The organism is Niveispirillum cyanobacteriorum (assembly GCF_002868735.1).
GTDB lineage: Bacteria > Pseudomonadota > Alphaproteobacteria > Azospirillales > Azospirillaceae > Niveispirillum > Niveispirillum cyanobacteriorum.
The window spans coordinates 812294-838219 of record NZ_CP025613.1 but is presented as its reverse complement, the minus strand read 5'-3'; the positions used below and the strand labels follow the sequence as shown (position 1 = coordinate 838219).

The following is a 25926-nucleotide window of genomic DNA, read 5'->3' as shown; positions in this document are numbered from 1 at the left end:
CGCCCTCCTACCTGCGGTGCTTGCCCCATCATGCATGATTTCCGCCGTTTCGGACCGCAGGTCCTGCCCTTCCTGCGCCATTACCTGGGGGGCTGGGATTTTTTCAAGCCGACCTGGAATTACGAAGATGGCTGCATCTTCAAGGGTTGCCTGGATCTGGCCGACGCCACAGGGCGGTCTGAATTTTCCGACTTCGTCCATGACAAGGTGGGCGCACGGGTTGATGAAGAAGGTGTGATTGAGGGCTTTGATCCGGCCGAGTACAATATCGACAATGTGAAGCCCGCGAAGGTATTCTTCCCGCTTCATGACCGCACGGGCGAGGAACGATTCCGCCGCGCCATCGAAACGCAGATCGACCAGTTACGCACCCATCCGCGTACGAAATCCGGCAATTACTGGCATAAGCAGATCTATCCCTGGCAGGTCTGGCTGGACGGGCTGTACATGGCGCAGCCGCTGGTCACGGCCCAGGCCATGGCGACCGGTGACCGCGATGCCTGGGAGGATGTGGTTCACCAGTTCATCCAGGTGCGCGATCATATGCGCGATCCCCGCACCGGGCTGTACTACCATGGCTGGGACGAAAGCCGGCAGGAACGCTGGGCCGATCCGCAGACGGGCGTGTCGGCCTGTTTCTGGGGCCGGGCCATGGGCTGGTTCATGATGGCCATGGTGGATTGCATCGAACTGGCCACCCCGTTCGACGGACCGGGCCGCGCTGCCCTGATCGCCATGTTCCAGGACGCGGCCATCGCCCTGATGGCGGTGCGCAGTGCGCGGGGCCTGTGGTGGCAGGTGCTGGACCGGGGCGGGGATGAGGGCAATTACGAGGAGACCTCCGCCAGCCTGATGATCGCCTATTCCCTGATGGCCGGATGCCGCCTGGGTCTGCTTCCAGCCGATCATGGACGGGCAGGGGAGGCGGCGCTGCGGACTGTCATCCGCGACTTCCTGACCGAGACGGACCTGGACGGCATCTGCGGCGTCGCCGGCCTGGGCAATGATCCCTATCGTGACGGCAGCTACGCGTATTACCTGTCGGAGCCGGTGGTGCCCAACGACCCCAAGGGCGTTGGTGCGCTGATGATGGCGTTGGCCGAGGCGATGCGACGATAGGGTGTCAGGATCGGACGTGATGAAAAATCCCGTCTATCTTGCACATTACCCCTCGTAATCGGAGTTGTCATACATATCTGTAGCAAGGTCCGGGAGCGTTCCTGTCCCAGGGGCCTGTCGGATCTTTCCGCCGCCCCTGGTACGAGACTGTTCTCTGGTCGCGTTATGATACCGGTTACCTTCGTCAATAAACAAAAATTGGTGGCGGGGATGGCAGCACTTCGTGCCCCGTCATCTGGATCGGGTGCATGACATGACAGAATTTATGACGCGCCGCGCCGTCCTTGGCTGGGCGGGCGGCATAGGCGCCCTTGGCCTGTTACCAGGCTGTGAGCGTCGGGGCGGGCGTATGCTGACTTCCAGCGATACGCATCCGTCTGATTATCCCACAGTTCAGGCCGTCAATGAGATGGGGCGGCTTCTATCGGAACGGACAGAGGGGCGCCTTGGCATCCATGTCTATGCCGGCGGGCAGTTGGGGGCCGAGCGGGACACGCTGGAGATCACCACCTTCGGCGGGCTGGACATGAACCGGGTCAATCTGGCCCCGCTGACCGCCATTGAGCCGATGACAGTGATCCCGTCACTGCCCTTCCTGTTCCGGTCCACGGCCCATATGCGGGCCGCCTTGGACGGGGCGGTGGGACAGGCTGTGCTGGACAGCCTGCGGCCCCATGGCATGGTGGGCCTGTGTTTCTATGACAGCGGCGAACGCAGCTTTTACAATACCAAGCGGCCCGTTCAGACCCCGGAAGATCTGAAAGGTCTGAAGATACGGGTGCAGAACTCCGACTTGTTCGTGGCCATGATCAAGGCGCTGGGGGCCGATGCCACGCCTATGGATGCAGGCGAGGTCTATCAGGCCCTGGTGCAAGGTGTGATTGACGGGGCGGAGAATAACCAGCCCTCCTACTTCACAGGCCGGCATTTCGAAGCGGCCCCCTTCTACAGCCTGACTCGGCATGTCATGGCGCCAGAGATCCTCGTCATGTCCATGGCACGGTGGGAGAAACTGTCGCCCGCGGACCGTGAACTGGTGCAGGAAACGGCGCGGCTGTCTGTGCCTTTCATGCGGGGCCTTTGGGACCGCCGCGTGATGGAGGCCACCGAAAAGCTGCTGGCCAGTGGGGTGAAGGTCAATGAGGTAACCGATATCGCCGCCTTTTCCGATCTGATGCGACCGGTCTGGGACCGGTTCATCACGACGCCCGAACAGAAGCGTCTGGTCGCCGCGATTGAGGCAATGGATGACGCGGCCGGCACAGGGGAGGGCACACCATGAACCATCTGACAAATCTGACCCGTCTGGCATCGAACCTGCTGATCGGGCTGGCGGGGCTGGGGCTGGTGGCGATGACGGCCATCGTGTCCTGGCAGGTCTTTGGCCGTTTCATCTTGAATTCCAGCCCCTCCTGGTCGGAACAGGCGGCTCTGACACTGATGATCTGGTTCGTCACCCTGGCAGCGGCGGTTGGCGTGCGGGAAGGGTTCCATATCCGCATAACGGCGGTTGAGGACATGGTGTCCCCGCCGGTGCGCAAGGCCATGCATGTGCTGGCTGATCTGGTGGTCGGGAGCATCGGGGCCGCCATGCTGTTCTGGGGCGGTGATCTGGTCATCCGGACCTGGGGGCATGTGATCCCGTCGCTGGGCCTGTCGCGCGGCTTTGCCTATCTGGGCCTGCCACTGGCGGGCGGACTGATCGTGCTGTTCGCGCTGGAACGCATATTGAAGACATTGGCGGGGCCGGCGGCGGCGGAAAAGGATGTGGTGTGATGGAAATCGCAATTCTGGGCATTGCCCTGGTCGTCCTGCTGATGCTGGGCGTGCCGGTGGCCTTCGCACTTCTGGGGGCGTCCATCGCCTGTTTCCTGGCGCTGGATATTCCGCTGGTGGTGGTGTTTCAGCGCATGGCATCGGGCATCAGCGTCTTCTCGCTGATGGCCATCCCGTTCTTCATCTTTGCCGGCGATCTGATGTACCGGTCGGGCATTGCCGAACGGCTGGTGCAGGTGGCGGGGGCGGTTTTTGCACCGGCGCGCGGCGGTCTGGGTCTGGTCAATGTTGGCGCCTCCACCCTGTTTGGGGCCGTGTCGGGGTCGGCCATCGCCAGCGCCAGCGCCATGGGCTCCACCCTGATCCCGCTGATGCGGGAAAAGGGCTATGACGGGGATTATGCGGTGAATGTCACCGTTACGGCGGCCATTGTCGGCCTGCTGATCCCGCCCTCGCACAATATGATCATCTATTCGGCGGCCAGCGGTATCGGCGTGTCGATCAGCGACCTGTTCCTGGCAGGGGTAGTTCCCGGCCTGCTGGCGGCGGGGCTTCTGGGTCTGACGGCCTGGCTGGTGGCGCGGCGGCGGAATTACCCAAAGGGCACCTTCCCCGGCTGGGGTGCGCTGTTCCGGGCCATGATTTATGCCATGCCGGGTATCATGACGGCGGTCATCATCATGGGTGGCATCCTGTCTGGTATCTTCACGCCGACCGAGTCCTCGGCCATCGCCGTCGTTTACACGATCCTGGTTGGTACCCTTGTCTATCGTAGCCTGGGATTGCGCACGTTTCTGGAGACGGTAACGCAGTCGGTGCGGATCACGGCCCTGGTGCTGATGATCATCGGGGCGGCCACGGCGTTTGGTTATGCGCTGGCCATCATGGAGGCACCGGCGCAACTGGCCAATCTGATCACGGCGCTGACCGATAACCCGATCCTGGTGCTGCTGATCATCAATGTCGCCCTGCTGCTGCTGGGCACCTTCATGGACATGTCGCCGCTGATCGTCATCACCACGCCCATCCTGCTGCCAGTGGCCATGCAGGTTGGTGTCGATCCCGTGCATTTCGGGATCATCATGATGCTGAACCTGGGGATCGGGCTGGTGACGCCACCAGTGGGGTCTGTGCTGTTCGTCGGCGCAGCGGTCGGCAAGATCCGCATTGAACAGGCGGTGAAGACCATCCTCCCGTTCTATGTGGCCCTGCTGGTGGCGCTGATCCTGGTGACTTATGTGCCGGCATTGTCGCTGGCCCTGCCGAACATGGTGAAGTAGGCGCAAAAGAAAAGGCCGGCACCAGAGGGGGTGCCGGCCATTCACGCAACAAGGGGTGATGAACGATCAATCTTTGATCTGCGCCGGTTCCATGCGTGGGGACAGCAGGTGTACGACCAGCAGCGCCAGCAGATAGGCCGTGGCGGCAACCACGAAGATCGGCGTGTAGGTGCCCAGCTTGTCCAGCACATAGCCGGCATATTTGGCCATGACCATGCCGCCGATGGCGCCCAGCATGCCGCCGATACCCACCACCGACCCCACCGCCGAACGCGGGAACACGTCGGAGGGAAGGGTGTAGAGGTTGGCGGAGAAGCCCTGGTGTGCGGCGGTCGCCAGACCGATGATCAGCACCGCCACCCACAATTGATCGGCAAAGGCCGCAAAGGCCACCGGCGTGGCGCACAGCGCGCAAACCAGCATGGTGAGCTTGCGCGCCCGGTTCACCGTGGCCCCGCGATGGATCAGCTTGGACGACAGCCAGCCGCCGGCGACCGAGCCCACGTCCGACAGCAGATAGATCACGACCAGCGGCGGGCCAAAGCTTTTCAGGTCAAGCCCATGCCGCTTGCCCAGGAAATCGGGCAGCCAGAACAGGAACATCCACCAGATCGGATCGATCAGGAACTTGCCCAGCGCATAGGCCCAGGTCTCCCGCACGCGCAGCAGACGCAGCCAGCCGATCTTTTCCGTGGTGTCGGGCGGATCGCTTTCGATATGCGCCAGTTCAGCGGGGCTGAGCAGTTTGCTCTCCCGCGGGCGGCGATAGACGATGATCCACAGCGGCAGCCACAGCAGGCTGGCAAGACCGGTGATGATGAAGGCCATCTGCCAGCCATAGGTCAGGGCCAGGAAGGGCACGACCAGCGGCGTGACAATCGCGCCGATATTGCTGCCGGCATTGAACAGGCCCGTGGCATAGGCGCGTTCTTTGCGCGGGAACCATTCGGCCACGGCCTTGATGCTGCCGGGGAAGGCACCGCCCTCACCCACGCCAAGGATCGCGCGGGCGATCATGAACCCGACCAGCGAGCGCGCCGCCGAATGGGCCATATGGCCCAGCGTCCAAATGGCGAAGGCCAGGGCATAGCCCCAACGGACGCCGATCTTGTCCATCACCCGGCCAAAGGCCACGTAGGACACGGCATAGGCTGCCTGGAAACACAGCACGATGTCGGCATAGTCGGTTTCCGACCAGCCAAATTCCTTGGAAAGATCGGATTTCAGGAACCCGAGCATGCCACGGTCGACATAATTGATGACCATGGCGGTGAACAGCAAAGCCACCACGATCCAGCGGACCATGCCGACCCGGACAGCGCCGGTTTCGGTCGTTTCACTTCCCATCGTTTTCCCCTGAGTCTGACAGGATATCGGACTGGCCGTCTGTTGCGGCCTTTTTGATCCGCAGACCCTAATGGAAACCGGTGTCAATTGCAATGACACCAGCTGCGGAAAGTGTTGCCTCGATAATCGTTTCAAATGAAACCATATGTTCTTGCCCCAGATGCGTCTAGGACATAGAAAGCGTGCATAAACGACAGACCTCAGGGGTCATAATGAAAGACAGCGGGGATCATCGCAGCGGCTTGCTGCCGGCCTTAGGCCCGGTGCAACTGGTGCTTCTGGGGGTCGGTTGCATTATTGGCGCCGGCATTTTTGTGATCACGGGTTCGGCCGCAGCGGACTATGCGGGCCCGGCCGTGTCGCTTTCCTTCCTTCTGGCGGCCTTTGCCTGCGCCTGCGCCGGCCTGTGCTATTCGGAACTGGCGGCCACGTCGAAGGAATCGGGCGGTGCCTACAGCTACACGCGCGATGCGCTGGGCCCACGTATCGGCTGGCTGGTCGGGTGGAACCTGATCATGGAATATCTGGTGGCGGCCAGTTTCGTGGCCGTCGGCTGGTCGGGTTATCTTTCAGCGCTGTGCGATAGTGTCGGCCTGTCCTTGCCCAAGGCCTTCACCAGCGCGCCGTTCAAGCTGACCAATGGTCACCTGGAGGCGACAGGCGCCATCATCAACCTGCCGGCAGCCCTGATCATCGGGCTTGCCACGCTCTGCGCCGTCATCGGCGTCAAGCGGTCGTCGGCGGCCAATATGGTGGTGGTGCTGATCAAGGTCACCGTCATCCTGGTGGTGATCGCGGTCGGTGCCTTCCATGTAAACCCGGCACTGTGGACCCCGTTCATCCCGGAAAATACAGGCACCTTCGGCCAGTATGGGATCAGCGGCGTCATGAAGGCGGCGGGCGTGGTCTTCATCGCCTATATCGGCTTCGACGCGGTCGCGACCACGGCGCTGGAAGCCCGCAAGCCGCAGCGCGATGTGCCCATCGGCATCCTGGGTTCGCTGGCCGTCTGCACCGTTCTCTACATTGCCATGTCGCTGGTCCTGACCGGTACCGTGCCCTATACGCAACTGTCGGTGCCGTCGCCGGTGGCGTTGGCCGTGGCGAATATGGGTGAGGGCGTGTCCTGGATCCTGCCGCTGGTGTCGCTGGGCGCCATCGCGGGTCTGACCTCCGTCATCCTGGTGCTGCTGGTGGCGCAGCCGCGCGTGTTCTTCGCCATGGCGCAGCACCGCATCCTGCCGTCGCTGTTTGCCAAGGTGCATCCCACCTATCGCACGCCGCATATCAGCACGATCATCACCGGTGCCATCGCGGCGGCCCTGGCGGCCCTGTTCCCCATTGATTTCCTGGCGGAACTGGTATCGTCGGGCACCTTGCTGGCCTTCATGATGGTGTCGGTCAGCGTCATCGTCCTGCGCCGAACCCGGCCCGATGCACCCCGCCCGTTCCGGGTGCCGCTGGTGCCGCTGATCCCGATCGTGTCGATCCTGGTCTGCGGCTACCTGATCTCGGTGCTGGGTGAACATGCCTATCTGCGCCTGGGCATCTGGCTGGCCATTGGTCTGGTCATCTATGAGCTGCGAAAGAAGCACGCGGTGGCTGCTGGCATCGCATAGGCCAAGTGGCGTTTAAGCCGGACATGAAAAAGGCGGGCCTAGTGCCCGCCTTTTTTGCGTCCGCATGGTTTTACCAGGCGGGAACCACGGCGCCCTTGAAGGTGGTTTCGATGAAGGTCTTCACAGGCGCGGAGTTATAGACGGCCACCAGCTTCTTCACCCAGGGCTTTTCCTTGTCGGCGGCGCGCACGACAATGACATTGGCATAGGGGCCGTTGGCGGGCTCACGCGCGATGGCATCCTTGACGGGGTCCAGGCCGGCCTCAAGTGCGTAATTGCCGTTAATCGCGGCGGCATCAACATCGCCCAGGCTGCGCGGCAACTGGGCTGCGTCCAGTTCCACGATCTTCAGGTTCTTCGGGTTCTGGGTGATGTCCAGGACAGTGGCCTTCAGCCCCGCCTTGGGATCGACGCCGATCACGCCCTCATGGCTGAGCAGCAGCAGGGCGCGGCCGCCATTGGTGGGGTCGTTGGGAATGGCGACCTTGGCCCCCTTGGGCAGGGCGTCCAGCGACTTGGCCTTGGCGGCAAAAATGCCCAGTGGGAAGGTCACGCTCTTGCCGACGGACACCAGCTTGAAGCCCCGGTCGGCAATCTGATTGTCCAGATAGGGCTGATGCTGAAAGCTGTTGGCATCCAGGTCGCCGCTGTCGAGAGCCGCGTTGGGCACGACATAATCGCTGAATTCCAGCACTTCCAGGTCCAGACCTTGGGCCTTGGCCTCCTTCTTCACCACTTCCATGATCTGGGCATGGGGGCCGGGGGTCACACCGATCCGAACCTTCTCTGCCTGGGCGGGCAGGGCAGCGGCCAGAAGGGCGGTGGTAACGGCCAGCAGGGCGGAAATGCGCATGGTTTCGGGCCTTCACATTCTCAAGGGTTGCGTTTGTCCAGGCGGCGGGCCAGCGCCTCGCCACCTGATTGCAGGATCTGCACGACGACAATCAGGATCAGCACCACGGCCAGCATCATTTCCGGCATGAACCGCTGATAGCCATAGCGGATGCCCAGATCGCCCAGGCCACCGCCACCAACCGCGCCTACCATGGCGGAATAACCCACCAGATTGACGGCGGCCAGCGTCAGCCCGCGCACGATGCCGGCCCGCGCCTCCGGCAGCAGAATCTTGGTGACCACCTGACCCGGCTTCGCCCCCATGGCGCGGGCGGCATCCAGCAGACCGTGATCCACCTCCCGTACCGCCCCTTCCACGACACGGGCGATGAAGGGGATGGCGGCCAGGGTCAGGGGTACTGTCGCCGCCGCCGTACCGATCGAGGTGCCGGTCAACAGCCGGGTCAGTGGCACGATGGCCACCACCAGGATGATGAAGGGGGTGGAACGGGTGGCGTTCACGATCAGGCCGACCACGCGCTGCAACGCCGGGCGGGGCAGCAGATCGCCCGATCCCGACAAAGCCAGGAACAGGCCCAGGGGCACGCCGGCCAGCGTGGCCAACCCGCCCGCGACCGCAACCATCAGCAGGGTCTGAACTGTGGCGTCAGCCAGCAGTGACAGCATCTGTGGCGACATGGCCCAGAACCTCGATCTCCGCGCCACGGGCGCGCAATTGATGAATGGCGGTGTCGATGGTGCCGGCATCGCCCGTCAGGGCGGCGATCAGGCCGGCGAAGGGCTGTTCTCCCAGCGGCTGCACCCGTCCCGCGATCAGACGTGCCCCGATGCCAGCGGCCCCCAGATCGGACAGAAGCGGGGATGCGGCGAGATCACCCACGGCATGCAGGCGGATCAGGGTGGCGCCATCGGCGATGGGCGTGGGCGACAGGCGGGCAGCCAGTGCCGCCGGCAATTCCGTACCGGTTTCGCCCAGCAGGAAGCGCCGCGTGGTGGGGTGCGTCGGGTGGGCGAAGACCTGCGCCACCGGCCCCTGTTCGATGATGCGGCCTGCCTCCAGCACTACCACCTGATCCGCCACTTCCCGGACCACGGCCATCTCATGGGTGATCAGCAGGACGGTCAGGCCCAGGTCCCGGTTGATCTGGCGGATCAGGGCCAGGATTTGGCGCGTGGTCTCGGGGTCCAGCGCCGACGTTGCCTCATCACACAGCAGCAGCTGCGGATTGGGCGCCAGGGCGCGGGCGATGCCCACCCGCTGCTTCTGCCCACCGGACAGGGCGGCGGGATATTGCGTCGCCTTATCGGTCAGGCCGACAAGATCCAGCAACTCGGCCACGCGGGGACCGATCTTCGCCGCGGGCCAGCCCGACAGTTCCAGCGACAGGGCGACATTGCCCGCCACGGTGCGGTTGGCCAGCAGATTGAAATGCTGGAAAATCATACCGATGGATTGCCGGGCGCGGCGCAGCGCCTCTTCATCCAGGCCGGTCAGGTCGCGACCACCCAGGATGACGGTACCGGCATCGGGCCGTTCCAGAAGGTTGACGGCGCGCAGCAGGCTGCTTTTCCCGGCGCCACTGGGCCCGACAATGGCAGTGATCCCGCCCCGGGGGATATCAAGGTCGATCCCGGCCAGGGCCGCCACGGCTCGACCGTCCTTGCCGTGGAACGTCTTGGCGATACCCACCAGCCGCACCATCACCTCTGCGGTGGTGGCGTCGGATGCGTCCTGTCCTGTCACAATCGCGTCCATGTCACTCATCGGGCGGTCGTTGACCGATCCTGCCCTGGATTGCTGTCATGGCAAAGAGTGAAGTGGGAAAGCGGCACCGACAATCGGCGAATTCACGCGTCAGCTATGTGGTGCTGATAATAACACACAAAGTACATGTATATTGATGTTCAGGCAATCGCCTGCCGCGCCATATGCAGGGTTCGCTGGAAATGGCCCCGGATGACCTGTTCCAGTTTCGGGGTGGGCACCACCAGGGCGTTGCGGCCATCCAGATCGGCGCGGCGCTTTTCCAGATAGCCGTCATCGACGGCGCGCTTGATCCGGTCCTCGCGCGTGCGGTTGGACCCGCTCTTCATGGTTTGACAAGCGGCACTGACCGTCAGAGGCGAACCGCGCCAGTGGCTGACGGTGCAGCCCACGAACAGGTACCAATATTCCTGTGTGAAATAGCCGGGCCGGTTTTCGAACGCGCGGTCCCAGTCGCGGGCATAATCCTCCAGAAAGCCCAGCCAGCGGAACAGGTCATCGTCGCTGATCGCCGGCTGTTCCATCAGCGGTCCTGCGGGCCGAAGACGGAGCCGGACAGGGCGGGGCTCATGAACTCACCCAGATTCTTGAAGGCCACACGGAAGAAGACCCGGTCGCCCCGGTCGATGCCGGTACGCCGCGTATTGTCACGTTCCGCCACCAGGGAGAAGGTCAGGCATTCTTCCTGATAGGTGATAGTGGCGCTGGACAGGACGGGGCCGCCGCCGGGTGCCAGATCGCGCCGGTGCGCCAGCCCCACCGACCAGCGGTCACTGAGCGCCGAGGAGATGCCCAGGGTCAGTTCTTCCCGGTTGCGGGTGGCAAGACCGCCATCCTGGGTCAGCTTGTCCAGATAGACATAGGAGCCTGAAACCCGGAACTGCGACGGGCCGAACACGCCATAGACGTCGTGCAGGCGCTGCGCGCCCGTCTCGCTGTCCAGTCGGAAGGAGTAGGAGATGTCCATCCAGGGGCTGGGTGTCAGTTCCAGCTTGCCCACCACGTCCGACGTACGGCGGCGCAGGCCCGAACCGCCGGGGAAATCCGCATCGCCTTCCAGGCGCTGGCTCTGACCCAGAAACAGGGTGGAGGAGCCGCCGCCGAACCCGTACAGACCGGCCTTCACGCCATAGGTCAGACGCTGCCCACCCTCCAGCCGGTCGATACCGGGATAGCGCGAGGCGCGGAACAGGTTCGTGTAATCAAACTCGATATCCTGGCTGTCCTCATTCGGGATATAACCGGAATTGTCGATATTGGGGGCCGCCGACAGCATGACCATGGGTTCGACCAGGGTCTGCACCGTCGCATCCTGGCGCGCCAGGGGGTAGGAGACGGTCCAGTCGGCATGCGGGAAGCCGCGCAGACGAACCTTGTCATCCTGTTCCACGCTGCCATCGGGGCGGCGCAGGTTGGAGACCCAATAGCCGTCGGCCCGCGCCTCCGCCTTCAGGACGGAGACGAGGCCGAAGCCGGTTATGTCATCCCGGCGCCAGCCGGCGGCGGACGAGATGCGGCGGGTATCATTGCCCGATGAGCGTAGCAGTGACAGGAACCCGGCATCGGCCGACCAGCGCCCGCCCAGCAGGCCGCCCGGCTCCCCCAGCGCGCTGTAGGTAACCATGGGCAGGACGACGGGTTCCTCTTCCGGGTTGCCGGGGCGCAGATCCTGGAAATCATAGACATTGAGGGCCAGGTAATCGCGGCCCTCAAACCGTTCGACAAAGCCCCGGCTGGCCAGGATATCTTCGCGGCTATAGTCATAGCGCAGCAGATGGGTGTTATCGGTCACGCGCTTGACATCGAAACCCCAGCGCCAGTTCTCATCAATGTCGAACCGGCCCGTGCCGAAGATATGGCCGCGGAACTCCTTCTTCTCCACCACACCGCTGGCCGTTTCCCGCGCCCGGTCGGTGTAGACGCCGCTGCCAGACAGGGTGACGGAGCCGGTGGCGAAGCGCTGGCGGTATTCCCCACCCAGCAGAAGGCCGTCCTCCGTGCTGGGCGTCACCTCCAGGGTGAAATCCTTGCTCTCATCAATATCGAAGAAATAATAGATGCGGGCATAGGTACCCAGATCAGAACTGATGCCACCGCCCGGCGTCAGGAAGCCGCTGCGCCGTTCCACGGTGGGGTCGGGATGGCCGAAGAAGGGCAGCCACATGACTGGCACGCCCGCCACCTCCAGCGTCGCATCCCGGTAATAGACGTCGTGCGCCTGCTGATCATGGGTGATGCGGGCCGCCCTGATCTGCCAGATGGGCGGGCGCGACGGGTCGGTGGCGCACAACTCGCACGGGGAATAGACGGCGTTTTCCATGCGGGTATAGCGGCCTTCACGCCGTTCACCCTGCAGGGCCGCGAATTTCGAATTGTCGGACAGCAGGATGCGGACCTGATCCACGAAGCCCTGCTGCAGGTCGTCGGTCAGTTCGGTGTAGTTGGCAAACATCACCTCCCCGGTCGGTTCCAGGATGGAGACATTGCCGGACGCGGTGACGACGTTGGTTTTTTCAGAGAAACTGACGCTATCGGCCAGCAGCAGACGCCCGCCCTGGCTCAACTCCACCTTGCCGCGCGCGGTGATAATGCCCAGGTCCTGGTCGTAATCCACGCTGTCGGCAGACAGCAGCACGGGCTGCCCGTTCTCTGTCGGATTGGCGGGACCGGCCCCATGATGGCTGGCTGTCCCCTGCGGCGCCTGCCCATCAGCTGCCAGGACGGCACCCGTCAGGCCAAAAGCCAGCGCCGTGGACAGGAGCAGGCGGCGATAGGTCCGGGCAGGATGCATTTTCAACAGCGTCTCAGGCTTACGGTCGACGGGTGCTAGCTTGTCCCCGACGCCGGGTGCGCTGTCAACTGATGCCAGGGGGAGGCAGGTGGGACATGGTGTCGGGGGACGGGTCCCGAAAGGGCGACAAGGTGATTGCGCGGTCATGATCCCGGTCCCGATCCAGGGACTGTCTAGAGGAAACCGAACAATGCCTATTTCCCCTCCCGCTGCCGTTGCCGCCGGGCCTTGCGCTGCAGCCAGACAAACAGGCTGAACAGACCGGCGGCTCCGCAAAAGGCGGCCAGAATGGCGCCGCGTCCGGCCACAGGCAGGGGCGCCAGGCTGTCGGTTACCTGAAAGGTGAGGAAGGCCAGCGCCCCCAGGCCCAGGGCGGCCCCGACCAGCAGCAGATATACCGCGCGCAATTCCCGCTCCCCCTTATGGTCCGGCACCCAGCATAGCGCGTTTCGCCATACGGGATCGACAGAAGGCTGCTGGAAAACGGGCTGGTGAAACAGCCACGGCTGCCCAGCGGCAGCCCCTTCCGCCCATCCAGCATGGGCGCTACTCTCCACAGAGTTGCGGGGAGGCCCGCCGGCAAGGGGGCATCATGAAGCTGATCTGTTATCCGACCCAGGCGGAGGCACCGGAACTGCGCCCAGCGCCGGCCACGCGGGCCTGGATGGATGCAACCCCGCAATCCTATGCCTATCGCTGCCTGCCCCTGAATATCGCCAATGCCCATGGCTGGGAGGTGCTGTGCCCGTCCGGTTTCTCGGCGCTGTGGGATGGGGGTGGGCTGACCAGTTCCATCACCATCATCCCCGATCCGGGCACCACGGCCCCCGCACTCAGCCATTTCGGGGCCGGCATCCTGACCTTCCATGTCCATGCCCTGTTCCGGACCGAACCAGGATGGAGCCTCATGGTGCAGGGGCCGTTCAACGCGCCCAAGGACGCCATCGCCCCACTGGCCGGTGTGATCGAGACGGACTGGTCACCCTACACCTTCACCATGAACTGGAAGTTCACAGGCCCGGGCCGACCGGTTCGATTCGAGAAGGGGGAGCCGTTTTGCTGTTTTTACCCTGTGCAGCGTCAACTGCTGCGGGAAATGGAACCGGAAATCCGGTCGCTGTCGGAGGAACCGGAACTTGCTCAGCGTTATAATGAGTGGACGCAGGGGCGACAGCGTTTCAATGAGGACTTACAAAAGCCCGGCTCTCCGGCACAGGCCGAGAAATGGCAGAAAAGCTATTACCTTGGGCAGCTTCCCGATGGGAACGCCGGTGACCCCGAGCACCTGATCAAGCTGCGGGCGCCGGCGTTTCGCGATAAACGCTAACGATGAGAAACATTTCCCCAATTGTGGCGCGGGGTTGTGATACCGCGAACGGCGTAGTACTTTCATTATTGCAAGCAAGGTCTGTGGGCAGCGGATTTTGCGGGCCAACATATCATGCGGCGCGTAGTCCATTGGGGATGGCATCGCTGCATGCAGGGGTGGGGCATGATGATCAGCGTGACAGGGAAAGCTGACAAGTCAGCTTTACTACGACGGCGACACCGCGAACGCGCGGTGCACTCCACCCTCACCCCATTGATATTTCAGAATTAAACAGGCCAGCGCCCACTCGGGCGGGCAGGTCTCTTTGTCGTTCCCGGACGCCCTTTCTGCGGCGTAACCGGCCTCTATGGGGCATCACGTCATGACCACGATTACCGGCACCAGCAGCAACGATACCCTAGACGGCACGTCGGCTCAGGATACGATCCTGGGGCTGGAGGGCAATGATCTTATTACCGGGGCCGAAGAGGCGGACATGCTTTCCGGCGGTGCCGGTGATGACAGTCTGGTGGGCGGGTCTGGTAACGACACGCTGCAAGGCGATGCGGGTGACGATACGCTTGCCGGTGGCGATGGTCATGACATCGCGCATTATATCTTCTCAAGCAGCAGTTCCGCCGTAAACTTCACGGTGGCGACCGCAGATGGCAGTGGCAACAGCACGCAGACGGACGGGCAGGGCGGTACCGACACGCTGACGGGCATCGAAGAGGTGCAGGTGGTGGGGGGTACTGCTGCCGATACGCTGACCGGTGATGCGCGCCGGAACTATATGGACGGCAATGAAGGGGCGGACACGCTGACTGGCGGGGATGGTCAGGATACGTTCGCCTATGACATCAACAAGAACCATAGCGGCATCGACCGCATTACCGATTTTTCCGAAGGCGATAATATCGTCTTCTTTCACGCGGAAGGTAATGACGTAAACCTGAATACCGAAATCCAGTTCGGCCCCGATTCCGGGGGGATGACGGTGGGCCAGGTGCGGATTGGTTCCCCTTCCGGTGGCGTGACGAAGCTGTTCGTCCATACCGGCGGCTCTGCTGGCGTGGTGACCATCGATCTGGTCGGCAGCTTCACCACCGGTCAGTTGAGCGTGAATAACAGCGCCCAGGCCGCCAGCATTTCAATGTCGGCTGGCAACGGTACACCCAGCGCTGGCGATGACAACCTGACGGGCACACCCAGCGGTGACACGATTGATGGGCTGGCCGGCAACGACATGATCATCGGTCTGGCCGGTAATGACAGTCTGATCGGTGGCCAGGGGGATGATAGTCTGCGCGGTGAGGCGGGCGATGATACGCTGGCTGGTGGTGAGGGGTACGACGCGGCGCAATATTATTTCGTGGAAAGCGGCACGGCGGTTAACTTCACCGTTGCCGCCGCCGATGGCAGCGGTAATAGCAGCCAGCCCGATGCCCAGGGTGGCACAGACACCCTGACCAGCATCGAAGAGGTCTTTGTTTACGGCAGCACCGCCGCCGACACCTTCGTTGGCGATGCACGGCGCAATGTCTTCATCGGCGGTGCCGGGGCCGACACTATGACCGGTGGTGCCGGTGCCGACAGTTTTGTCTATGAGACGAACGCCAATCAAAGCGCGACCGACCGCATCACCGACCTGTCGGCAGGCGACAGCATTCTGGTCTTTGACGAGGAAGGCGCCGACGTCAATCTTTCTACGACCATTCTGTCCGGCAATGATGCCAGCGGTCTGACGCTAGGCCAAGTGATGCTGGGCACGCCATCAGACGGGGTGACCAAGCTCTATATCAAGGCGGCCAGCGGCCTGATCACCATCGACATGGTCGGCAGCTTCACGGCGGGCCAGTTCAGTGTGGATAATAGTGAAGGCATGGCGGTTGTTGCTGTGACATCGACCGGGCAGAGCCTGACCGGGACAAGTGGCGATGATGTTCTGTTTTCATCCTTGAACGGTTCCACGCTATCCGGTGGCGCCGGTAACGACACCATCTCCTTCAATGAATATAGCTTGGCCGACGGCGGCGACGGCGATGATGTCATTTATAATGACAGCATTTCCGGCGGCATGTCCGGCACGACCACGATCACGGGCGGTGCCGGCAACGATGTAATCCGTTCGGCGGGCCCGGCGTCCCTTGATGGCGGTTCTGGTAATGACACGCTGACCGGCTCCGGCAATTCCACCCTGATCGGGGGGACCGGCGACGACATCATTCATGCCATGGGGACCACCAAAGCCACGCTGGGCGCCGGGCAGGATACCGTCGTCGTTTATACAAGCGCCAACGCGACGGTCACGGATTTTGCCGCGGGTGCTGGCGGGGACCGGATCAGTCTGGCCAGACTAAGTTCCGATGATTACCCGGCCATCATCAATTTCGATGGCAGCAATCCGTTTGCCAGTCAGCATGTACGGTTCCGGCAGGACGGGGCCGATACACTTCTGGAGATTGACCGTGACGGAACGGGCAGTGCGTACACGTTTACGACGGTGCTGCGTTTGTCCAATGTCACGGCCACGGCCCTAACGGTTGATAGTGTGACGGAAGGGTACAACCCCGACGGGACGGTGCCCGCCGGTCAGACGCTGACGGGAGGGGTGGGTGCCGACACCCTGACGGGTGGTGCGGGGCCGGACCAGATCGATGGTGCGGCCGGTGGCGATGTGCTGTCTGGGGGTGGCAGCGCCGATACCATTCTTGGCGGCATTGGCGATGACACGCTTGATGGCGGGCTTGGGAATGACAGTCTGGATGGCGGCGATGGTGCCGATCAGGTAACCGGGGGAGCGGGTTCCGACACCCTTATGGGGGGGGCTGGCAATGACCGGTTGACTGGCCTAGGTACCGTCTGGGGCGGTGCGGGGAACGATACGATCTTTGGCGGCGGCTTCCTCAATGGCGAGGATGGCGACGACAGCATCAGCAGCGTCGGTGCCAACCCAACCCTGTCCGGCGGCACCGGCAATGACACGATCTCCTTCTACGAATACGGATCTGCCGATGGCGGCGATGGCGATGATGTCATTTATAATGACAGCATTTCCGGCGGCATGTCCGGCACGACCACGATCACGGGCGGCGCCGGCAATGATTTAATCCGGTCGATAGGCAGGGCATCTCTCGATGGCGGCATCGGTAATGACCGTTTGCAAGGTCGGTCGGAAGCCACCCTGATCGGCGGTTCAGGTGACGATACGCTGGTGATCGAGGTGACGGGGACGGGGAACAGCGTCCTGTCAGGTGGCGCCGGGTACGACATTGCTTCATATGTCTTTGCCGACAAAAACTCTGTCATCAACTTCACGGTGGCCGCGGCGGATGCCAATGGCGACAGCAGTCAGGCGAACGGTCGTGGCGGCACCGACACCCTGACCGGCCTCGAAGAGGTGCAGGTGGCGGGTGGTTCCGCCGCCGATACCCTGGTTGGCGACGCGCGCCGCAACTACCTGGACGGCAATGAGGGGGCTGACACGCTGACCGGCGGCGCAGGGAACGACACCTTCGCCTATGATATCAGCCGGAATCATAGCGGTATCGACCGGATCACAGACTTCGCGGCGGGCGACAATATCGTATTCTTCCACTCGGGAGGCAGCGATGTGAACCTGTCCACCAGTATCCAGTCGGGCAATGATGCGGGTGGGTTGACGGCAGGACAAGTGATGGTGGGCACCCCGTCGGATGGGGTGACGAAGCTCTATATCAAAGCTGCCAGCAGTTTGATTACCATCGACTTGGTAGGCAGCTTCACGGCAAGCCAGTTCCGTGTCGATAATTCCCAGAATAATGCTGTCCTGGCCATCTTTGACGGTGTCCTCACGGGGACGGACAGCAATGACACCCTAACCGGCACCACCGGTGCGGATCAGATCAGCGGCCTGGCCGGTAATGATCAGCTGGTCGGCGGGTTCGGTGATGACAACATCAGCGGTGGCGATGGCAACGACGTCATCTTCGCAGGCGCGCTTTCCACGCAGAATAGCGGATCCGGCACTGACGGAAATGACACCATCGACGCCGGGGCTGGCGATGATTTTGTGCGCGGTGGTTCCGGCTCCGACAGTCTGGTTGGCGGCGACGGCAACGACATCCTCTATGGCGCCAACAGTTCCTCGCCGCAGAGCTGGGACCTGGATGCCGCCGATACGCTGGATGGCGGGGCGGGCGACGATATCCTGCGTGGCAACAAGGGCGATGACCTGCTGCTAGGTGGGGCGGGCGATGACAATCTGCGCGGGGATGCCGGCAGCGATACGCTGAATGGTGGCGAGGGTAATGACTTCGCCTCGCTGTTCTATACAGGTGCCGGCCTGCAGGCCGGGATCAATGTCAGCATTGCCGGCTTCGTCTCAAGTCAGAATTACACCTTTACCGACCCGCTGGGCGGCACCGACACACTGATCTCCATCGAGAGGATTGGTATCGGTGGCACCGCCTTTGCCGATACGCTGATCGGCAGCGTCAACGATGATCAACTGACGGGCAGCGATGGGGACGACAGTATTGAGGCGGGCGACGGCAATGACAGCTATGTGCTGGGCGAGGCGGGCAATGATACGCTGCGCGGTGGGGCTGGCGATGACACGCTGACCGGCGGCTTTGGCGCTGATCTGATTGATGGCGGCACCGGATATGACGTTGCCGCTTATGATTTCAGCATCAATGAAGCAGCGATCACCTTCAATGCATCAAACTGGTCCAACGGTGCCGGCACCGTGGCCAGCGATACGCTGGTCAGCATCGAAGGCTTCTATGTCATCGGCTCCAGCTTTGCCGACAGCATCACCGGTTCTGCCACGGTCGACAGTATCGGCGGTGGCGAAGGCAATGACACGCTTACCGGCGGTGCCGGCGACGATTATTTCGGCTTTGACGGGTCGGGTCAGGTTGCCAATGGCAATGACACCATCACCGACTTCTCCGGCGGAGATCGGCTGAGCTTCCTGGGCCTGACGTTGAACGCACCTGCGACGGGTGGCCCCACGGGTATCATGCGCGGCGACGTGCGGGTGCAGTCCGGGGGTAACAATACCACCCTGATCCATGTCGGGCTGGACAATACCGCCGGTGCCGATCTGACCGTTACCCTGGTCGGCAGTTTCTCGGCAGCGGATCTTGTGCGGATCGGTGATGTCGATCTGGGTCTGAAGGCCAACCAGCCGCAGACCCTGACGGGCACCGCCAATGCCGATTTCATGACGGGTGCCAATGCCAACGACACGATCAGCGGTCTGGCGGGCAATGACCAACTGACAGGCAGCCTCGGCGATGACAGCATCAGCGGCGGCGACGGTGATGACGTCATCTTTGGCGGCATTACGACCACGCAGAATAGCGGCACAGGCAGCGACGGCAACGACACGATCAATGCCGGGGCGGGCGACGATTTTGTGCGCGGTGGTTCCGGTTCTGACAGTCTGGTTGGCGGCGATGGCAATGATTTCCTCTATGGTGCCAACAACTCCACGCCCCTGACTTGGGATCTGGATGCCGCCGATACGCTGGATGGCGGGGCGGGCGATGATATCCTGCGCGGTAACATGGGTGACGACCTGCTGCTGGGCGGGGCGGGCGACGACAACCTGCGCGGGGATGCCGGCAGCGATACGCTGAACGGTGGCGAGGGTAATGACTTTGCCTCCCTGTTCTATACCGGTGCCGGCCTGCAGGCCGGGATCAATGTCAGCATTGCGAGCTTTGTTGCAGGCCAGACCTTCACCTTCACCGACCCGCTGGGCGGCACCGACACACTGATCTCTATCGAGAAGATTGGTATCGGCGGCACCGCCTTTGCCGACACGATCATCGGCAGTGCCCAGAATGATCAGCTGACGGGCAGCGACGGCGATGACAGTATTGATGCGGGCGAAGGCAATGACAGCTATGTCCTGGGTGACGCAGGCAATGACACGCTGCGCGGCGGAGCCGGTGATGACACGCTGACCGGCGGCCTGGGGGCCGACGTCATTGACGGTGGTGCCGGCATCGACGTTGCCTATTGGGATTATTCGGCGGAAAGCACGGCTGTCACCTTCACGGCGGCCGGCCTGCAGAACGGTGCCGGTACGGTGGGTGGTGACACGCTGACCGGGATCGAAGCGGTCTATGTCATCGGCTCCAGCGTCGATGACAGCATCACCGGTTCCAGCGGGAATGACAGCATCGGCGGCAGTGACGGCAATGACACATTGACCGGTGGTGCTGGTGACGATGTCTTCGGCTTTGATGGTACGGCGGGCCAGACGGACGGCAATGACCGCATTACCGATTTCGGCGGCAAGGACCAGCTCTGGTTCCAGGGACTGACCCTGAATGCCCCGGCCACGGGCAGCGGGGCCAATATTCAGCGCGGCGATGTCCGGGTTGAGGCCGGTACGAACGGCACCACGCTGATCCATGTCGGGCTTGACAGCAATGCCGGCGCTGACATGACCCTGACCCTCACTGGCACCTTCACGGCGGCGGATTTCATCCGCGTCGACGGCGAGAAGCTGGCCCTTGCCGCGAACACGCCGCAGAGCCTTACGGGCAGCAGCGGCAGTGACATCCTGTCGGGCGGCAGCCAGAACGACACGATCATTGGCCTTGCCGGTAATGATACCCTTTCCGGTCTGGCGGGGTCGGACAGCCTGGAAGGCGGCGATGGCAATGACTTCCTGTCCGGCTACAGCGGCAATGAAGGTGTGGGCGGCAATGATGCTGCTGATACGCTGTTGGGCGGTGCGGGCAATGACACGTTGCGCGGCTTCGACGGCAATGACAGCCTGGTTGGTGGCGATGGCGACGATAATCTGCGCGGGGATGCCGGCAATGACACCATTGATGGCGGTGCCGGCAATGATGGTGTCGGCTATCGTTTCGACAATATAGGCCTGACCCAGGGGATCAGTTTCAACGCCTCCACGGCAATCTTCAACCAGACGACCACACAGTCCGATGGGCGCGGTGGTACGGACACGTTGAGCAATGTCGAATATGTGATCCTGACCGGGTCAAGCTTTGGTGACACCCTGACCGGTAGTTCCGGCGGCGACCAGATCACTGGTGGCGACGGTGCCGACAGCATCAATGGTGGCAATGGTGATGATTTCCACCTGTCAGGTGGGGCCGGTAATGACACGATCAACGGCGGCAGTGGCACTGACTATGCTGTCTACGATCTGAGCGGGTCCACAAACGCGGTACAGTTCAATGGCGGTGCCTTCACCCACACCATCGCCAGCACGGTGGCAGACGGGCTGGGTGGCACCGACAGCATCAGCAATATTGAAGGCTTCCTGATTACAGGTGGGTCGGGCAGCGACCAACTCACCGGCTCGCTGGGTGACGACCTTCTTAATGGCGGTGCCGGCAATGACACGCTGGTGGGTGGGCTTGGCGAAGATCTCTTCTCCTTTGGCGGAGCCGGTTCGGGCACTGATCTGATCCGTGATCTGGGGTCTGGCGACGTCATTCAGGTCACAGGACAATCCTTCAGCAGTATCACCGACAATGCCCAGGCCAGCAGCCTGACGGCGGGACAGGTCGGCGTCACGGCGCTGCAAAATGGCGGTACCCGCCTGTCGATCGGGCTTGATGCCACGGCGGGCGCGGATCTGTTCATTGACCTGGATGGCAGTTTCGCCGCATCGAACTTCACCCTGTCCAACAACAGGATCACCGCCAGCTATACCGCCACGACGGCCACGGGTGACGGCACGGCCAATGTCCTGGCGGGCCGGTCGCTTGCCGACAATCTCAGCGGTCTGGGTGGCAATGATACGCTGACTGGCAATGGTGGCGCTGACACGCTGTCCGGCGGTGACGGCGATGATGTGCTGATTGGTGGCACCAGTTCCGCCAGCCTTCCCACCGCGCCGGATCGGGAAGACAGCATCAGCGGTGGTGCGGGCAATGATATCCTGCGCGGTGGAGATGGCGACGACACGCTGCTGGGTGGCGACGGTGATGACAATCTGCGTGGCGATGCCGGCAATGACAGCATTGATGGTGGCGCGGGCACTGACTTCGTCTCCTACCGCTTTGACGATATCGGCCTGACGCAGGGCGTCACCTTCTCGCTGGCCAACGTGACCAGCGGCACCAGCGCCAGCATCAGTGATGGCCGGGGCGGCACCGACACCGTCACCAACTTTGAAAAGCTGGGGATTACCGGCAGCAATTTCGCCGACAGCATCACGGGCAGCAGCCTTTCTGATCAACTGTCAGGCCAGGGCGGCAATGACACGCTGGCCGGCGGGGCCGGTGCCGACCTGATCTTCGGCGATGCCGGTGCCGACAGCCTGCTGGGCGGCGATGGCGACGATACGCTCTATGGCGGATTGGGGGCCGACACGCTGGAAGGTGGGGCTGGCAACGACGTTGCGGCCTATGATTTGGCCGATGGCGCCACGGGTGGCCTGCTTGTTCGCGTCTCTGCCGGGCAGGTGCAGATCAACAACAGCGTCACCGACACCCTGCGCCAGATTGAAGTTGTCGAGATTTCGGGCAGCAGCTTTGCCGATACGGTACAGGGCGGCCTGGGTGTCGAAACCATTGCCGGCATGGGCGGCAATGACAGCCTGACCGGCGGCGGCGGTGATGACACGTTCTATTATTACGCCTTCGATCCGTTGGGCAATGGCAGCACGCTGCTGGCCCAGGGCACCGACCGCATCACGGATTTCAGCCCGGGTGACCGCATCACCATCAATGGCCTGACCCTGACCGGCAGCGTTACCACCGGCAATGGCAGCACCCTGACGGCAGGGGCGGTCCAGTCGGAAATCGTAAATGGCGTAACGCGGATCTATGTCGGCATTGACGGGACGGCGGGTGCCGACCTGACCATTGAACTGTCGACAGCGATTGAGGCCGCCAATCTGCGCCTGTCGGGATCGGACATCACGTCGTCGGCCAATCTGGTCATCACGGGCACGGCCAATGCCGAGAACCTGACAGGCGGCGATGGGGAAGACACGATCAGCGGTCTGGCCGGTAATGACTACCTGCAGGGCCGCGCCGGCAATGACAGTATCCTGGGCGGTGACGGTCAGGACGCCATTGATGGCGGTACCGGCAATGACACCATCGACGGTGGCGCTGGTGACGACAATGTCATCATGAGCCAGACCATCGGCGCCGGTTACACCATCGTCCGCAACAACGATGGCAGCATGACGCTAACCACGGCGGCCAACGGCACCGACAGGCTGACCAATGTCGAAGGCCTTGCCTTCACCGATGGCTATGTGCGCCTGAATGTTGCGACCTTTACGGGGCCGGATGGCAATTCCTATGATGGTACCGATGCGTTCGGCGACAGCATTACGGGCGGTGCCGGCAATGACTTCCTGAATGGCCGCGCCGGCAATGACACGCTGATTGGCGGTGCCGGTGGCGACTATTTCCAGGGTGGTGCCGGCAACGATGTTATTCAGGGCGGTGACAACGGCACCAACCAGCAAGGCAACGCGCTGCTGGATGTGGCGCGTTACGACGGTAATTTCTCCACCTATACGATCAGTTCGGTGACCAATGGCGGCGTGACAACCTTCACCATTACGGACAACCAAGCCGGCCAGGATGGGGATGACGGCACCGACACGCTGACGGGTGTTGAGGTCCTTAGCTTCAAGGATCAGGGTTTTGTCCGACTGGTGCCGTATGTTTTCACCAACCAGGATGGCTCCACCTATGTGGAGGGTACCCGCTTTACCGATACCCTGACCGGGACGGCCAATCGCGACAGCTTCAACCCCGGTACCGGCAATGACACGGTGGATGGTGCGGGTGGAGAGGACAATGTCTTCTTCAATACCAGCATCGCCAATGCCACGATCACCAAGTCGGGCAGCGATGTGAATGTCGCCATCGGCGGCGATACCGCCGTGTTGAAGAACGTCGAAAGCGTCAGCTTCACCGACGGCTACCTGCGACTGACGGCCTATGAGTCGGAGAACAACGGCAACAAGTTCATCGATGGCACCGACTTTGCCGAGACCCTGACCGGCGGTGCCGGCAACGATTTCATCCGCGGGAACAAGGGCGCGGACAGCCTTTCCGGTGGGTCTGGCGGCGACCAGTTGGAAGGCGGACTGGGCAACGACACCATTGACGGCGGCGCCAACGGCACAGATGCCAACAACAATCCCATCATCGACATGGCCCGTTACAATGGTAACTTTGCCGATTACTCCGTCAGCATCAGCGGCGGCACCGTCACCGTCACGGACAATAATACCGCCGATGGCGATGATGGCACCGACACTCTGACCAATATCGAGGCGCTATCCTTCAAGGATCAGGGGTTTGTGCGCGTCACTGTGGGTGTCTTTGACATCACGGGCACTGGCAACGGCAATTACTATGAAGGTACGCGTTACAATGATGCCATTACGGGCACCAGCGACGCCGACTTCATTCGTCCGGGCCAGGGCACTGACACGATTACGGGCGGGGATGGCATCGACACTGTTGCGCTGGACCTGACCTATAATTCCGCATTCCTGTCACAGAATGCGGGCACGGCCACCTACAGTATCGGCGGCAGCAGCTACAGCATGACCGGCGTGGAAATGCTCAGTTTCACTGACCGGACTGTTCGTCTGACCGTTACGACCCAGGAGATCGGTGGCAATAAGATCATCACCGGGTCGGAGTTTGCCGAAACCATCACGGCCGGTAACGGTGACGACAATATTAATGGCGGCGGCGGTGACGACAGTATCACTGGCGGCGATGGCAATGACTTCATCGTCGGCGGCACCGGCGACGATACCATCAATGGCGGCGACGGCAGCAATGACGTTGTGCGCTACAACAGTGACTCCGATGGTTACGTTCTGTCTTTCAATGCCGGTACGGTCACTGTGCAGGACCAGGACCAAGCGAATGGCGGCAACGACGGGACCGACACCCTGACCAATGTCGAGTTGCTTGCCTTCAATGACACTGTCATCCGCATCGGCGCGTCGACGACCATCGGCCAGGGAGGGACTACTGCCTTTATTGAGGGGACCCGGTTCAGCGAAAGCCTAACTGGTGCTGATTCTCGTGATGATTTCTTTGACACGGGCGACGGTGGCAACGATACCGTCAATGGCATGGGCGGTAATGACACGATCCGCATCCATGCCAATCTTGAGGATGTGTCCATCACCAAGCTGTCGGCGGGCGTCTTCCAGGTGGTCAATGACACGCGCACCTTCCGCCTGGAGAATGTTGAGGGTATCGCGTTCAACGACAACTTCGTCCGGTTGGTCACGTACACCTCTGCCGACGGCAAATTGCAAATTGGGACAGAGCTTGCAACTGGCGACACGATCACCGGCACGTCAGACAATGATGTGCTGGAAGGCCGTGCAGGCGGGGACACGATGGAAGGCGGTGACGGTGCCGACATCATGATTGGCGGTTCCGGCGCCGACGTCATGGATGGCGGTGATAATGCCTCGGGTATTGATATCGCCGTGTATTCCGGCAATTTCGCGGATTACACCATCGACCATCTTGGCGGCAGCAATTTCCAGATCATCGATAACAACACCAGCAACGGTGACGATGGGACGGATGATATTGCCGCTTTCGAAGCGTTGCAGTTCGCCGACCAGTTTGTGCGCATCGCCATCGAAACCGTCGATATTCAAGGGGGCGGTGGCGGCAAATACATCTATGGCACGGTTCTGGGGGAGACGATCACGGGTACGTCGACCGGCGATGGCATTCTGGGGCGTGCCGGCAATGACACGATCAATGGCGGCGGCGGTGATGATTATGTGGATGCGGGTACCGGCAATGACACCATTAATCTGGGCACCGGTGCTGCCGTGATCCGGTGGGTAACCGGCGATGGCAACGACACCATCAATGGCTTCAGCAGCAACGATATCCTGAATATCAACGCCACTGTCGCCCGCACAGACGGCAGTCTGCAAATCAACACAAGCGGAAGCGACACGATCATCACGATCGGCGGTACGGCAACCCTTACCCTGGTTGGGTTCACAGGTTTGACCGACAGCAATTTCGGGACGGGCTGAGGACGGGCAATTCCCCTCCTCATCCGCTCAC

Annotated in this window: 14 protein-coding genes; 7 read left to right on the top strand and 7 right to left on the bottom strand. The window is 62.2% G+C overall.

Going from position 1 to position 25926, the window contains the following annotated elements:
- Positions 1-30 precede the first annotated feature (30 nt).
- The 4 genes from C0V82_RS24435 (at position 31) to C0V82_RS24420 (ending at position 4175) form a co-directional block, all read left to right on the top strand.
- Positions 31-1119 carry a glycoside hydrolase family 88/105 protein gene (locus C0V82_RS24435; RefSeq protein WP_102115006.1) on the top strand — a complete coding sequence of 363 codons (1089 nt, stop codon included), beginning with the start codon at positions 31-33 and terminating at the stop codon, positions 1117-1119.
- Between the two features lie 349 nt (positions 1120-1468).
- Positions 1469-2401, top strand: coding sequence for a TRAP transporter substrate-binding protein (locus tag C0V82_RS24430; protein WP_211107952.1), 933 nt, complete (start codon positions 1469-1471; stop codon positions 2399-2401).
- Positions 2398-2895: a TRAP transporter small permease gene (locus C0V82_RS24425; RefSeq protein ID WP_102115005.1), complete on the top strand. Its 498-nt coding sequence runs from the start codon at positions 2398-2400 to the stop codon at positions 2893-2895. Before C0V82_RS24430 ends, C0V82_RS24425 begins: the two co-directional genes overlap by 4 nt.
- On the top strand, positions 2895-4175 hold the full coding sequence (locus tag C0V82_RS24420; protein WP_102115004.1) for a TRAP transporter large permease: 1281 nt from the start codon (positions 2895-2897) through the stop codon (positions 4173-4175). The genes C0V82_RS24425 and C0V82_RS24420 overlap by 1 nt, the downstream gene beginning before the upstream one ends.
- A gap of 66 nt (positions 4176-4241) precedes the next feature.
- Here the strand turns inward: C0V82_RS24420 and C0V82_RS24415 are convergent, their stop codons facing one another.
- On the bottom strand, positions 4242-5522 hold the full coding sequence (locus C0V82_RS24415) for an MFS transporter (RefSeq protein ID WP_102115003.1): 1281 nt from the start codon (positions 5520-5522) through the stop codon (positions 4242-4244).
- A gap of 212 nt (positions 5523-5734) precedes the next feature.
- Between C0V82_RS24415 and C0V82_RS24410 the strand changes: the two genes are divergently transcribed.
- Complete coding sequence (locus C0V82_RS24410) at positions 5735-7141, top strand: amino acid permease (protein WP_102115002.1); 1407 nt, start codon at positions 5735-5737, stop codon at positions 7139-7141.
- Between the two features lie 70 nt (positions 7142-7211).
- Here C0V82_RS24410 and C0V82_RS24405 read toward each other — a convergent pair whose 3' ends face one another.
- From C0V82_RS24405 to C0V82_RS24380, 6 genes are all read right to left on the bottom strand, one after another.
- The gene (locus tag C0V82_RS24405; RefSeq protein ID WP_102115001.1) at positions 7212-7994 is read right to left on the bottom strand and encodes a MetQ/NlpA family ABC transporter substrate-binding protein; all 783 of its coding nucleotides are present in this window, start codon (positions 7992-7994) and stop codon (positions 7212-7214) included.
- Between the two features lie 20 nt (positions 7995-8014).
- A complete protein-coding gene (locus C0V82_RS24400; protein ID WP_102115000.1) occupies positions 8015-8674 on the bottom strand; it encodes a methionine ABC transporter permease in 660 nt (219 codons plus the stop codon).
- Positions 8643-9761 carry a methionine ABC transporter ATP-binding protein gene (locus C0V82_RS24395; protein WP_158660176.1) on the bottom strand — a complete coding sequence of 373 codons (1119 nt, stop codon included), beginning with the start codon at positions 9759-9761 and terminating at the stop codon, positions 8643-8645. The genes C0V82_RS24400 and C0V82_RS24395 overlap by 32 nt, the downstream gene beginning before the upstream one ends.
- A gap of 140 nt (positions 9762-9901) precedes the next feature.
- Entirely contained in the window at positions 9902-10285 is a 384-nt protein-coding gene (locus tag C0V82_RS24390; protein WP_054167621.1) for a helix-turn-helix domain-containing protein, read from the bottom strand.
- Positions 10285-12552, bottom strand: a complete 2268-nt coding sequence (locus tag C0V82_RS24385; RefSeq protein WP_102114999.1) for an LPS-assembly protein LptD — start codon at positions 12550-12552, stop codon at positions 10285-10287. Before C0V82_RS24385 ends, C0V82_RS24390 begins: the two co-directional genes overlap by 1 nt.
- Before the next feature lie 194 nt (positions 12553-12746).
- Complete coding sequence (locus tag C0V82_RS24380; RefSeq protein ID WP_158660175.1) at positions 12747-12959, bottom strand: hypothetical protein; 213 nt, start codon at positions 12957-12959, stop codon at positions 12747-12749.
- A 185-nt stretch (positions 12960-13144) separates the two neighbouring features.
- Here C0V82_RS24380 and C0V82_RS24375 point away from each other — a divergent pair, with 185 nt between their 5' ends.
- Entirely contained in the window at positions 13145-13879 is a 735-nt protein-coding gene (locus C0V82_RS24375) for a DUF6065 family protein (protein ID WP_102114997.1), read from the top strand.
- A gap of 364 nt (positions 13880-14243) precedes the next feature.
- Entirely contained in the window at positions 14244-25895 is an 11652-nt protein-coding gene (locus C0V82_RS24370; protein WP_158660174.1) for a beta strand repeat-containing protein, read from the top strand.
- The last annotated feature ends 31 nt before the right edge of the window (positions 25896-25926 follow it).